Source organism: Bacillus sp. RK1064, from assembly GCF_051488405.1.
Lineage (GTDB): Bacteria > Bacillota > Bacilli > Bacillales > Bacillaceae > Bacillus.
In genome coordinates, this window is record NZ_JBPSCZ010000001.1 from 853818 (window position 1) to 867580 (window position 13763).

Below are 13763 nucleotides of genomic sequence, written 5' to 3' on the forward strand. Positions count from 1 at the left end.
GCCTATTTAACACGAATTTAAAATATGCCCCTCTTAATGAAGAAATCCTTGCCCGTGATCTTGATCCTGTTGAGAGATTTCTGTCAGTGCATCTCCCGCGCGATCATTTGATAAATCTTCGACTGATAAATCTCCAAGAGCGACAATCCCTGTTAATGCGCCATTTTTCACAACAGGAATGCGGCGGAGCTGGTGCTCTGACATCAGCCGGACAATTTCTTCAAGCGTTGCATCTTCTTCAGCTGTCAGTACTTCCTTCGTCATCAGCGAGCCCACTTCCTGTGAGTTTGGCTTTTTTTCTGCAATGCCTCTGAGTACAAGGTCACGGTCTGTCACTATGCCAACGAGCTGATCTCCGTCAACCACCGGAATGGCCCCAATGTCCGCGTCTCTCATTTTGACTGCCGCTTCATACGTATTGTCGTCTTGCTGGCATGTCACTACTTTTTTTGTCATAATATCTTTGATTTTTTTCGTTTTCACATCGATTCCTCCATCTGTTATTTTCTTTATTACTGTAACCAGGTTATAAAAGAACATACCTTTCACAGTTGAAAGTTTAACGCTTTCATACTATGATTGTCAGTAAAGGGAATTTTTATAAGGAGGGATTTTGGGTGAAGTTTGAAGGTACGGGGATTGAAAAGGTGGCAGCTGACTTAAATAAATTAGATTTCATCATGGAAAGTGAAGGATTTGTACGAGCCGATCAATGGGATTATGAGCGTGTGACGTACGACAGAAAGTATAACATGGTAGAGGGAACCTTTTATTTACGGATTTCCGGCTACGCCACCGAAGGAGATGTTGGTTCCAAAAGAGCACACATACAGCTTCTAACACCTTTACTTGGAAAACATTATTATCCGCACGGTGTTGAATACGGCGAAGGCGAAGATTTCCCTAAATCTCTCATCCAATCAAGCAAGAAAACGCTTGAACAGCTGAAAGATAAACTAGAAGCAATGACTGCTGAAGCATAAACGAAAGCACAGCCATATGGCTGTGCTTCAGCGTGTAGACAAACCCTTGCATTCTTTGTCAGTCCTGTGCGCTGGTGCTCACGAATGTCAAATTCGCTCCGCGCCAGTGCTCGTCCTTCCTAGACTTCAAAGGTTTTCTATCACGCTGAAAATGAAAAGAAGACAAAGGGCTAAATCAAGATCATTTTAGCCCTTTGTCAACAATCTGAGCACAGCCATACGGCTGTGCTTTTTTCATTCATATTTCGGAATCAGCGCATCTGGTACGGCATCTTTCGCTCTTTCTTTTCTTGCCCAGTCAAAGAACACAACAGCAAGGATCGAGCCGTACACAATCTCCTGAATAATTTTCATCAAAATCGCGCCTAGCTGCTGGTCCTCTAGCAGCGGCAAGGTATGGAACATTTCAGGACCTGTGAGCGCAAGGCCTGCCAGCATATCACTTGGCACGCATAAGTGCAGTGCCTGTATCCAAGCGCCAGCATCAGAATAGGTTGCATAGATCGGTGCCTCACTAAACATGATGAGAGCACACGCAGGAGTCATCAATATTCCGTCTGCCATGATATAACCAAGCTTTAAAATGCCTGTAATCTGCGGCTGACTTTGGACTTTATGAACGAGCGGCCACCACATGAAAAAGGCAGCGATAAAAATGACCACCGTCATCAACGCATGATAAAACGGATCTGTTTTCACAAAATCAAACACAAGCGGAATGTGATACATCGAAAACAAGCCGTTAAATCCAAGCAATGCAATTAAAGGCTTGGAAAACAAACGAAAAATTTGCTGAATGCCTGGTGTTTGTATGATCCGCTCCCAAATGGCCGCAGGTAATCCTGTAATAAGGAGAGGCGGAATGACTAAATAGAGCACCGCCATTTGCGCCATATGTGCACTAAACATAATATGCCCCATTAAATCAATTGGGCTCCCTTTCACGGCGTATAACAGGACAAGCCCCGTCAGAAACAACGTTTTCTCTTTCACCGTCGCACGGTGCTTTCCCTTTGTCACAAGAAGCAGATAAAGAGCAGCTGCTATGACAATACTAGTCAAATAGTAAGGGCTCCATAATGCCCGAAATCCGAATATTTCTAAGTTCTCCATTGCTGCGCCTCCTTCAAGGGCAAAGCGGGCTTACCACCAAATAATGGTCAAAAAGGCTAATACGGTAATAAACGCGACAAACACACCTGAGTAAAGAAACAATGCGGGTGTTTCATGCCCTTTTTGGTTCATGTGCATAAAATAATAAAGCTGAAAAGCCACCTGAATAACTGCAAGCAATAAAATAAATGGTACTGCGAACCAGTTCCCAACGTCTTCAGAAGCGATTGTTAAAAAGGCAACAAAGGTTAATCCAATCATCAAGCCGAAAGAAATGAGCTGATGCTTCATTTCTTCGGCATTTTTCTTTTTACGGTATACAAGATCGACTTTAGACTGATTTGTGTTTTTATTTCCCATTCTTATCCCACCATTCCCATTAAATATACAACGGTAAAGATGAAGACCCACACAACATCAATGAAGTGCCAATACAGACTTGCCACATAATATTTCGGCGCATTGTATAAATCGAGTCCGCGTCTCATATTTCGAATCATAAGAGCGGTAATCCAGCAAAGTCCGAAGGCGACGTGAGCCCCGTGAGTTCCGACAAGTGTATAGAAGGAAGAACCAAGAGCTGAGCTGGTAATTGTAAATTCATACGCATGCACATAATGATAGAACTCATAAATTTCAACCCCTAGAAATGAAGCACCTAATAGCACAGTCACGCCAAGCCAAAGCTGCATCTTTTTAAAGGCAAAGTTTTTCATATGATACATTGCATACACACTCGTTAAACTGCTCGTCAGCAGAAGCATCGTGGCAATAAAGACAAGTGTGAGATCAAACATATCAGTTGTTTTTGCTCCGCCTGCATTAGAGTTTTTCAGCGCCAAATACGTGGCAAAGAGCGATGCAAACAGAACGGTTTCTCCCCCAAGAAACAACCAGAACCCGACGAACTTATTCTTTCCTTCTAACGTGGCTTTCTCAGGAGAAGCCGGAAAGGTTTCTGCTGTCATTTTTTGTGGTTCCATTATGCTTTCACCCCTTTATCATCGTCATCGGTCAAATCTTCTTTGTGAATATGGTACCCATGATCATCTTTAAGAGAGCGAACCAGCATGGTAGCAAATGTAATGCCAAGACCAATGAAAATCACTGGAAGTCCCCAGCTGTGCTCTTGACGATACATGAAGCCAAACGCTGAAACAAATAGACCGAATGAGATAATGACAGGTAAGATGGAATTATTCGGCATGTGAATATCATCAAGCGGTTCAGATGCTGTCATTCCTGTTTTACCATCCATTTTTTCAATCCATAAAGGATCTAGTCCTCTGACAAGCGGAAGCTGTTTAAAGTTGTATTCTGGCGGAGGTGAAGACACTGCCCATTCAAGCGTTCTTCCGTCTCCCCAAGGATCGCTCGATACACGCTCTCCTTTTGCTGTAGTCCAGATGATGTTAATCAGCATGATGACAACAGCTACAAACATAAACAGTGCCCCAATCGTACTGATCAAGTTCCCAAGGTCTAGCCCCTGACCTGGCAGGAATGTAAAGACTCGGCGCGGCATGCCCCAAAGCCCGAGAAAATGCTGGATAAAGAAGGTTAAATGGAAACCGATGAAAAACAGCACAAAGCCAATTTTCCCAAGCTTCTCATTCAGTATTTTTCCAAACATCTTCGGCCACCAGTAATGCACACCAGCTAAAATACCGAATACGACCCCGCCAATAATGACGTAGTGGAAATGCGCCACGACAAAGTACGTATCATGGAACTGATAATCTGCTGCAGCTGCTGCAAGCATGACTCCGGTTACCCCGCCAAGTAAAAACGACGGTATAAAGGCAACGGAATACAGCATCGGCGTTGTAAACTTCACATTACCGCCCCATATGGTGAGCAGCCAGTTGAATACTTTAATTCCTGTAGGTACCGCAATCGCCATTGTGGCTACAGCAAAGATCGCATTGGCAATCGGACCAAGTCCTGTTGTGAACATGTGATGCGCCCATACCATGAATCCAAGGAAACCAATCAATACAGTAGCGAACACCATGGACGAATAGCCAAACAACCTTTTTCTTGCAAACACTGGAATGATTTCAGAGAATATTCCGAATGCTGGCAGGATTAAGATATATACTTCTGGGTGTCCGAAAATCCAGAACAAATGCTCCCAGATGATTGTATTTCCGCCGAGCTCTGGATTGAAAAAGCTCGTATCAAACATTCTATCAAGCATCAGCATCGCAAGCCCTGCTGTAAGTGGCGGGAATGCGAATAAAATCAGTGCTGAGGCGACAAATGTCGTCCATGTAAAGAGCGGCATTCTCATATACGTCATACCAGGCGTTCTCATATTAATAATCGTTGCAAGAAAGTTGATCCCGGCAATCAGCGTACCAATACCCGCTATCTGCAAACCTAAAATATAGAAATCCATGCCGTGCCCTTCTGAATTAAGCGTGAGCGAGGCGTATGCAGTCCAGCCTGCATCAGGTGATCCACCCATAAACCATCCAAGGTTTAAGAAAATTCCTCCGAAAAAGAACAGCCAAAAACCAAGTGAATTCACAAACGGAAACGCTACGTCACGTGCACCAATTTGAATGGGTACAACCGCATTCATTAATGCAAATAAAAGCGGCATTGCTGCAAGGAAAATCATCGTTGTTCCATGCATCGTCATGACTTCATTGTAAAACCCTGCACTTACAAAATCATTTTCAGGGATGGCTAGCTGAATACGGATAATCATCGCTTCCAGGCCGCCAATTAAAAAGAAAAATCCCCCTGCCACTAAATATAGTACGGCAATTTTTTTGTGGTCAACCGTCGTCAAGTAATCCCATAAGACAGCGCCAAACCCCCGCTTTTTAGCTATTGTACTCACCATGAAATCCCCCTCTTATCTCCCATTTGCCCCTTTTCATATAGATGTCTATCTTAACTTTACACAGACTGTGTCTGACAGATGGCTACTCTCGGTTGTAGAGACATATTCGGGAGCTCTTAACAAAAACTTCACATCGATCACATACCCTCTTGCACATTCGCATTAGAAATTACTCGATTTTAAGTCCTTTTAAATACTCATAAAGTGCATCTGCTTCTGAGTCATTTAATTTAGGGTACGTCCCTGTCATTTTATTCCCTGGTTTAAAGCTCTCTGGATCTTTCAGCCATGCTTTCACATTTTCTTTGTTCATATCTTTGATTCCAGCTACTTTCGTTCGGTCTCCGAAGGTCGCAAGGTTTGGTGCCGTCCTTGCTGCTTCCGGCCGTTCGTCACCAGGCTCTACTGCATGACAGCTCAAGCAGTTTTTCTCTTTAAATAATTTTTCACCTTCAAGAGCGAGATCTTTTGTGGATGTAGGCTTCTTGTAATCAGCCATTTTTTTCGTCCATCCTAAAAACTCATCTTGAGAAAGCGTTTTAACTTTAAAGTCCATTAAAGCATGCGAGGGACCGCAAAGCTCTGCACATTTCCCGTAGAAATATTCTCCTGCATCTTTCGTTCGTTTTGAATCAAAGGTTAAATAAAACTTGTTTTCATTTTCTGTGTTTGTATCAATTTTACCGCCAGCCGATGGAACCCAGAAAGAGTGTTTCACATCGGATGCTTTCAGCTTAAAGTACACCTTTTGATCTGTCGGTACAATCAATTCCTGACTTGTGACAATCCCATAATCAGGGTATTCGAATTCCCACCAATATAAACTGGCTCTTACATTGACAACAAGTGTCTTTTCAGGATCTCGTTTTTTCTTATCCATAGCGCTTGTATCCCCAAGCTCAAGCGTGTATGCCACAACAGGCACAACGAGAATAATGAGGAGAAGAATCGGAATCGCTGTCCACGTAATTTCTAGGTTACGGTTCCCTTCCACCTGCTTTGGAATCGTATCTTCTCCCACTTTAGAACGTTTGAATTTAATGATGACGTAAAAGAAAATGATCGATACAACAATGACGACAAGAACCATAATGAGTGTACTCAGTACCGTTAGGAAAAACTGTTTATCTGCTACTTCCCCAACTGGTTTGAGTGTTGATAAGTATGGTTCACCACAGCCCGCCAAAACGAGCGTCAGTAAGAGAAACAGTGAATAAACACGCCATTTTCTTATCATAATTTGTCCCAACCCCTTTTGCTTGATCTCCTTTGCCTTTCGCTTTTTACCTCTTATTTATAAAATCACTTTTCACCCATTCATAACCCCCGCCTCTTATAAAAGCACTTACATTTCCTCTTTTCATAAAAAAATGATGTTTTTACTCAAAATACCATCTATGTATAAACAGAAAGCCGCCTAAATAGAACTGAATATCAGGCGGCTTTCATAGTTGTTAGAAAATGTTGTGTTATAAGATATAGCCATTGTTTTGATGTGATCAAAGTGTATTTTACTCTAGAATAGTGTAATGATAATCATCGCGACGAAAAAGATGGTTAAGTAGTTTAATGAATAAACGAACATGAGCGTTGACCACTTCATGACGTCTTTCATTTTAAAGCCCATAAGGCCAATGACGAGCCATCCAATATTCAGCAATGTGCCAAGTGCGACAATCGGCCATCCTAATCCACCTAAGAAAAATGGAAGTGGAAGAAGACATGCTGTCCAAATGATAATTTGGCGTTTCGTGACTTCAAAGCCATAAACGACTGGCAGCATTGGAATACCTGCCTTACGGTAATCTTCCGTTTTCTTAATCGCAAGTGACAGGAAGTGAGGGATTTGCCAAATGAACATAATCATAAACAAAACCCAAGCCGTTGTGTCAATTGTACCTGTGACAGCTGTCCAGCCGATTAATGGCGGCACCGCACCAGATACACTTCCAATAACGGTATTGATGGTGTAATGACGTTTAGACCACATGGTGTAAAGAACTGCATAAGTAAAGACTCCGATAAATCCAATCACTGCTGATGTTATGGTTGTCATCAGAAGCATGATGAGTCCAAGTACAACAAGCAAAATACCAAATGCATACGCTTGCCCCGGCTGAATCTTACCTGTAACCGTCGGTCTTGTTTTTGTTCTTTCCATTAATATATCAATATCACGGTCAAACGCATTATTAATGGCGCATGAACCGGCAATAATAAGAGAAGAACCAATCATTGTTAACAGCACAATATCAAGATTCCCAAGGAAACTCATACCTGTAAAATAAAAAGCAAGCCACATTCCAGTAAATGTTGTAATGAAGTTGGAATTAACGATGCCCATTTTAATCAGAGCAAGAAAATCTTTCCAAGCTGTTGTTTCTTCTATTTGTCCATGAATAGCTGCTTCCGCGGCTGTTTTGGAATTTGCCAATGTGTATAACCTCCCTTGCCCAAACCTTCAAACGAACAAATGAAACGTAAATTCGTTACAACTCTATCATACAAGATAAACAGCTGTAAAAAAACATCCTATTAAATAATAAACGACAATCTTGAAGTTATTTGTGAACTTTTCGTGAATTTATAAGGATTTATGTGTGTTTCAGAAGGCGGTGCAAAATGAAATATTCTCTCCTCTATTTCTATCAGACTGTCAAAGAAAGATCAAGCACTCTAAATCTGTAAACTTTGTGAACTAACATATCATTTTTTTGTGAACTTTGGTCATTATGAATTGCAACAGAACACGCATTTGGCTTAAACTTGAGAGCATATGAGGTTTTTCATTTAGATCAGAAGTTTTTTAGAGAAGGTGAAATAATTTGATGAAATTTGCTTTAAGGTTATTGAGCGTGATCACAACGTTTGTGATGCTGATCGTTTTGATTGGCGGTGCGCTTGTGACGAAAACCGGCTCGGGTCTTGGCTGCGGCCGGCAGTGGCCCCTTTGCCACGGACGTTTCTTCCCTGAAATGAACCCTGCTTCCATTATCGAATGGAGTCACCGCATGTCAACAGGGGTTTCCACCATTCTTGTTCTGGCACTGGCGGTCTTATGCTGGAAAAAGATTAGTCCAGTATTCCGTGAAACCAAATTTTTGGTCATCATGTCGATTATATTCTTACTGCTGCAAGCGCTGTTAGGGGCTCTTGCCGTCGTATTTGGTTCTAACGCCCTTGTGATGGCACTGCACTTCGGTATTTCACTCATTTCTTTTGCTTCAGTGTTACTGCTTGCGCTTCTTGTATTTGAAGCAACCAGATCTGAAACAAAGCTTGTGAAGCCGCTTCATATCGGCAAAAAAATGCAGTTCCATATTTATGGTTTGATCACCTATACGTATATCGTGGTGTATACGGGTGCTTATGTGAGGCATACAAAGTCAAGCCTTGCTTGTTCTGTCTTCCCGTTTTGTTCAAAAGACGGTGCACTTCCAGCGTACTTTAATCAGTGGGTGCAAATGTCTCACCGAGCAGCAGCACTTCTTTTATTCGTCTGGATATTTGTTGCGATGTTCCATGCCATGAAATATTATAAAGAACAGAAGCAGCTGTATTATGGATGGATTATTTCAGCCATTCTGATTACACTTCAAGCCATTTCAGGTGTGATGTCTGTTTATTCTCAGCTTGCACTTGGTTACGCGCTGGCTCATTCATTCTTTATTTCCGGTTTGTTTGGGATACTTTGTTACTTCTGCTTACTCATTGCCCGGTTTAAATATGAAAGCAAAGAACCATTCAAATAAGAATTTGTATCCCCCTTTCATGCGGAATGGGGGATTTGTTTTATTGTTGTTTTGCTTCTTCAAATAGCGAAATGGCTTTTTTGCGTCTTTCCTGATGATCAACTGTCGGCAGCGGGTATGTATCACCTAGCACACATTCCGATTTCAGTTGTTCATCTAATGGCATTTTAATTGGTTCATGTATCCACTTTTCATCGACATGCTCTAGCTCTGGTACATATCTTCTAATATATTCCCCGCTCGGATCAAATCGCTTCGACTGGGTCGTTGGGTTAAAAATACGGAAGTACGGCACGGCATCTGTCCCGACAGAGGCAGCCCACTGAAATCCTCCGATATTTGACGCCTCATCATAATCCACAAGTTTTTTTGCAAAATACGCTTCGCCCTTTCTCCAATCAATCAAATAATCCTTTGTTAAAAATGAGGCTGTGACCATTCGCAAGCGATTATGCATCCAGCCCTCCTCATTTAACTGTCTCATCCCTGCATCAACGAGCGGAAAGCCTGTTTCCCCTTTACACCAAGCTTCAAACAGCGCCTCATCTTCATTCCATTTCATTCCTTGAAACGCCGAATTGATTTCTTTTTCTTTCATCTCTGGATAATGCGCATAAATCATATGGTAAAAATCGCGCCATGCCAGCTCTTTGATAAAGGTCTCTCTGCCCTCGTCTTCAAATAGCGCTTCTTCATACATCGCATGAAAAATCGTTCAGATGGAAATAGTGCCTGTTTTTAAGAAACGCGACAGCTTGCTCGTTCCAAAAAGAGACGGAATATCTCGTTTCTCATGGTAACGCGTTAATCTTTTTTGGATAAAGTGATGCAGCGTGTTCATCGCTTTGTCAGAGCCGATTTGTTCAAACTTCCTTGAGCAGCCCTTTATCATGTCACACAGTTTGTCATTTCCTTTTTGCGAAAGTGACTCATCACAAATCGTATGCTCGCTGCTGAAAAATGATTTGTCAACTTTTATCACAGGCTGCTTCTCTTGCTTCCGCCATGATTGATAGTATGGGGTAAACACTTGATAATGTGAGCCATCTGCTTTTAAAATATCTCGTGCCCCGTGAAGATGTGTATCTTGCCACGTTGACACATGAATGGCCTTCTTTTCTAAAAAATCGGTTACTTGCTGGTCACGCCTTTGGCCGATACCCACTTCATCTTCATTAAAAAAGACGGCTTTGATGTCATACACATCCATGACCTGCTGAAAGGCGCGCAGGACATCATCATGGAGAAGGTGAACATAAATTTGAGATTCTCTCGCTTCCTTGACGAAATGCGCCAAGTTTTGAAAGAAATGTTCGTTGTTTATATCCAGTTCCATTTCAGTAAAAAATGGATCTAGATGATAAAGAGCCAATAATTTGTACTCGTGTTTTTTTGCATATGTGATCGCTTTTGATAAGGCGATATGATCATCCAATCGCATATCTCGGCGAAACCAAATCACGACAATTTCCAACTTTCTTCACCTCACTCTATAGTGTAATCACTCTCGCAGGCTGCTGCACATTTTAATGCGCTCAAAAAAAGACACATCACGATGGATGTGTCTCACTTATTATTCAGGCTTTAACACAATCAGCAGATCACCGGTTTGAATCGGTTCTCCATTTGTCACATGTATTTCATCTACGACCGCAGTGAATGGCGCTTGTACAGTCGTTTCCATTTTCATGGCTTCATTGATCATCAAATGCTCACCTTGCGAGATTTTCTGTCCTTTTTCCACGAGCACTTTGATGACAGTGCCTGGCATTGATGCGGCAATGTGATTTGGATTTGAACGGTCCGCCTTCATTTTTTCTTGAACGGAGGATTTGATGCTTTCATCCTTAATCACCACTTCACGCGGCTGGCCATTTAACTCAAAGTAAAGAACTCTTGTGGCATCTGGATTCGGTTCTCCAATCGACACGAGTTTGACAATCAGGGTTTTTCCTTTTTCGATTTCTACCTCAATCTCTTCACCAAGCCTCATCCCATAGAAGAACGTTGGAGTGTCAAGAACAGAGATGTCCCCATAGCTTTCTGCTGTTTGGACAAATTCAGAAAAGACTTTTGGATATAAGGCATACGCAATCGCGTCTTGCTCTGTCAGCGTCAGGTCATGAGATTCTTTGAACTGCTGCTTAATGTCTTCAAAGTCCACTGGCTTCAGCTTCTCACCAGGTCTGACAGTGAGCGGTTCTTCTCCTTTTAAAATCAGCTTTTGTAATTTTTCAGGGAATCCGCCATGCGGCTGGCCTAAATAGCCTTTAAATAATTCCACAACAGAATCCGGGAAGTCTAATGTTGCTCCTTTTTCATAGACATCTTCCTCTGTTAAATCATTTTGCACCATATAAAGTGCCATGTCTCCAACTACTTTAGAGGAAGGTGTGACCTTCACAATATCACCAAACATGTCATTCACACGTCTGTACATTTCTTTTACTTCGTTCCAGCGGTCGCCAAGGCCAACACCTTTCGCCTGCTGCTGCAAGTTACTATACTGACCGCCAGGCATTTCATGCTCATAAATTTCTGTATGAGGTGAGTTCATGCCGCTTTCGAACTCACGATAGTATTTTCTGACAGAATCCCAGTATTGAGAAAGGTGTTCGACAGATTGGACGTTCATGTCTGGCTTTCTTTCATGTCCATCTAAAGCATAATACAGTGAGCTTGCACTTGGCTGCGATGTGAGTCCTGCCATAGAGCTGACGGCCACATCCACAATATCAACGCCTGCATCAATCGCTCTTGCATAGGTGAACAGTCCATTTCCACTCGTATCATGTGTATGAAGATGGATAGGGATCGTGAGCTCATCTTTTAAAGCAGAGACTAACTCATAAGCTGCCTGCGGCTTTAATAATCCCGCCATATCTTTAATACCTAAAATATGTGCACCGGCAGATTCAAGCTCTTTCGCAAGAGATATATAATACTCAAGATCATATTTCGGACGAGATGGATCAAGAATGTCCCCCGTATAACAAATGGCTGCCTCTGCCACTTTGCCTGATTCACGAACAGAATCAATGGCAAGCGTCATGCCTTTGACCCAGTTTAAGCTATCGAAAATACGGAAGACGTCAATGCCTGCTTCGGCCGACTCCTTTACAAATGCTTTAATCACATTATCCGCATAGTTTGTATATCCGACAGCGTTTGATGATCTTAAAAGCATTTGGAACAACGTGTTTGGCACTTCTTGGCGTAGCTCTTTTAATCGTTCCCAAGGATCTTCTTTTAAGAAACGGTACGCAACATCAAATGTAGCGCCGCCCCACATTTCCATACTAAACAGCTCTGGCCATAAACCTGCTGTTGGCTGGGCAACTTTCTTTAAATCATGTGTTCTGAAGCGTGTCGCAAGCAGAGACTGATGCGCATCCCTAAAGGTTGTATCTGTTAAAAGGACGCTATTTTGTTCTTTCACCCAATTGGCAAGGCCCTCAGGTCCATGTGTGTCTAACAATTGTTTTGTCCCAGACGGAATCTCTTGATGTAGAGGAAGCTTCGGTACAATTGGCTTGTCAAAATGAGGCTTCTTTTTCTCCGCTATACCAGGGAATCCATTAATGGTCACGTTACCAATATAAGTCAGCATCTTCGTTCCACGGTCTTTTTGCTTAGGGAAATTAAATAGCTCTGGCGTTGAATCGATAAACGACGTATCGTATTCCCCTTTTAGAAACTTCTCATGCTTTGCCACGTTTTCAAGAAACGGAATGTTTGTTTTAATCCCGCGAATCCTGAATTCCTGTAAATTTCGGACCATTTTAGCAGCCGCTTGGTCAAATGTGAGCGCCCATGTGGACAGCTTGACCAATAGTGAATCGTAATAAGGTGTAATGACTGCACCTTGAAAGCTGTTCCCTGTATCAAGTCGTACACCAAATCCCCCACCTGAACGGTAGGCCATAATTTTTCCTGTGTCTGGCATAAAATCATTTAAAGGATCTTCTGTTGTGACCCTTGATTGAATGGCAAAGCCATGTGTAAAAATATCTTCTTGCTTTGGTATACCGACTTCCTTGCTGTGAAGGTCATGACCCTTTGCGACAAGAATTTGGGTTTGGACGATATCGACACCTGTGATCATTTCAGTGATCGTGTGTTCTACCTGTACCCTTGGATTGACTTCAATAAAGTAAAACTCTCCATTTGCGACAAGGAATTCTACAGTCCCTGCATTAATATACGATACATTCTGGGCCAACTGAACAGCCGCTTCGCAAATATCTTCACGCAGTTGATCTGTAAGAGACACACTTGGCGCCACTTCAATGACCTTTTGATGCCGCCTTTGAACAGAGCAGTCACGCTCATATAAATGAATGATATTGCCGTGATTGTCACCAATCACCTGCACCTCAATATGTTTCGGATTTTCAATCAGTTTTTCAACGTATACTTCGTCATTTCCAAAAGCAGCTTTTGCCTCTGACTTCGCACGGTCATAGGCTTCCTTCAGCTCCTCTTTCGTTCTGACAATCCGCATACCTCGGCCGCCGCCGCCTAGTGAAGCTTTAATAATAAACGGGTAACCGTATTCTTCACCGAATTTTTCGACTTCTTTGACCGAATCAACTGGTCCGTCACTTCCTGGAATGACTGGAATTCCAGCTTTTTTCGCTTCATCTCTTGCCTTTACTTTATCTCCAAACATATCTAAATGCTGAGAAGTTGGACCGATAAATTGAATGCCTTCCTCTTCGCATCGTCTTGCAAAATGAATATTTTCAGATAAAAATCCGTAACCTGGATGGATCGCATCCACGTCATTTCGTTTTGCAATTTCGATGATCCCCTCGATATCAAGGTAGGCATCAATCGGTTTTTTCCCTTCTCCAACTAGATATGCTTCATCTGCTTTATAGCGATGATAAGAGCCCGAGTCTTCTTTGGAATAAATGGCCACTGTACGTAAATTGAGCTCCGTACAGCCCCTGAAGACTCTGATAGCAATTTCCCCTCTGTTTGCAACTAGAACCTTTTGAATTGTTCTCTGTGACATTTCTCACTCCTCCATATCCCTTAAAATTTTATATGTACTCT

At 42.3% G+C, this 13763-nt stretch carries 10 protein-coding genes and 1 pseudogene; 2 read left to right on the forward strand and 9 right to left on the reverse strand.

The genetic code is table 11. The features are described 5' to 3' along the window. Positions 1 to 33 precede the first annotated feature (33 nt). Complete coding sequence (locus tag ACSSTM_RS04480; RefSeq protein ID WP_034663862.1) at positions 34 to 456, reverse strand: CBS domain-containing protein; 423 nt, start codon at positions 454 to 456, stop codon at positions 34 to 36. A 161-nt stretch (positions 457 to 617) separates the two neighbouring features. Here ACSSTM_RS04480 and ACSSTM_RS04485 point away from each other — a divergent pair, with 161 nt between their 5' ends. Continuing rightward, positions 618 to 983, forward strand: coding sequence for a YugN family protein (locus tag ACSSTM_RS04485; protein ID WP_060596179.1), 366 nt, complete (start codon positions 618 to 620; stop codon positions 981 to 983). 234 nt (positions 984 to 1217) lie between these two features. Here ACSSTM_RS04485 and ctaG read toward each other — a convergent pair whose 3' ends face one another. From ctaG to cyoE, 6 genes are all read right to left on the reverse strand, one after another. After that, a complete protein-coding gene (ctaG, locus tag ACSSTM_RS04490) occupies positions 1218 to 2096 on the reverse strand; it encodes a cytochrome c oxidase assembly factor CtaG (RefSeq protein ID WP_060596178.1) in 879 nt (292 codons plus the stop codon). A gap of 30 nt (positions 2097 to 2126) precedes the next feature. Continuing rightward, positions 2127 to 2456 (reverse strand): cytochrome c oxidase subunit IVB, encoded by a 330-nt coding sequence (gene ctaF / locus ACSSTM_RS04495; RefSeq protein WP_003211520.1) that lies wholly within the window; start codon positions 2454 to 2456, stop codon positions 2127 to 2129. Positions 2457 to 2458: 2 nt separating this feature from the next. Then, a complete protein-coding gene (gene ctaE, locus ACSSTM_RS04500) occupies positions 2459 to 3079 on the reverse strand; it encodes a cytochrome c oxidase subunit III (RefSeq protein ID WP_034662610.1) in 621 nt (206 codons plus the stop codon). After that, positions 3079 to 4950 (reverse strand): cytochrome c oxidase subunit I, encoded by a 1872-nt coding sequence (gene ctaD, locus ACSSTM_RS04505; protein WP_034662613.1) that lies wholly within the window; start codon positions 4948 to 4950, stop codon positions 3079 to 3081. The genes ctaE and ctaD overlap by 1 nt, the downstream gene beginning before the upstream one ends. A 169-nt stretch (positions 4951 to 5119) precedes the next feature. Further along, complete coding sequence (coxB, locus tag ACSSTM_RS04510; RefSeq protein WP_034662616.1) at positions 5120 to 6187, reverse strand: cytochrome c oxidase subunit II; 1068 nt, start codon at positions 6185 to 6187, stop codon at positions 5120 to 5122. 279 nt (positions 6188 to 6466) lie between these two features. Continuing rightward, positions 6467 to 7384 carry a heme o synthase gene (gene cyoE / locus ACSSTM_RS04515; RefSeq protein WP_003211774.1) on the reverse strand — a complete coding sequence of 306 codons (918 nt, stop codon included), beginning with the start codon at positions 7382 to 7384 and terminating at the stop codon, positions 6467 to 6469. Between the two features lie 394 nt (positions 7385 to 7778). Here cyoE and ACSSTM_RS04520 point away from each other — a divergent pair, with 394 nt between their 5' ends. Beyond that, complete coding sequence (locus ACSSTM_RS04520) at positions 7779 to 8702, forward strand: COX15/CtaA family protein (protein ID WP_034663864.1); 924 nt, start codon at positions 7779 to 7781, stop codon at positions 8700 to 8702. 40 nt (positions 8703 to 8742) lie between these two features. Here ACSSTM_RS04520 and ACSSTM_RS04525 read toward each other — a convergent pair. Both ACSSTM_RS04525 and pyc read right to left on the reverse strand, forming a co-directional pair. Beyond that, positions 8743 to 10176 (reverse strand): annotated as a pseudogene (locus ACSSTM_RS04525) (cryptochrome/photolyase family protein). Positions 10177 to 10275: 99 nt separating this feature from the next. Continuing rightward, complete coding sequence (gene pyc, locus ACSSTM_RS04530; RefSeq protein ID WP_437404005.1) at positions 10276 to 13722, reverse strand: pyruvate carboxylase; 3447 nt, start codon at positions 13720 to 13722, stop codon at positions 10276 to 10278. Positions 13723 to 13763 lie beyond the last annotated feature (41 nt).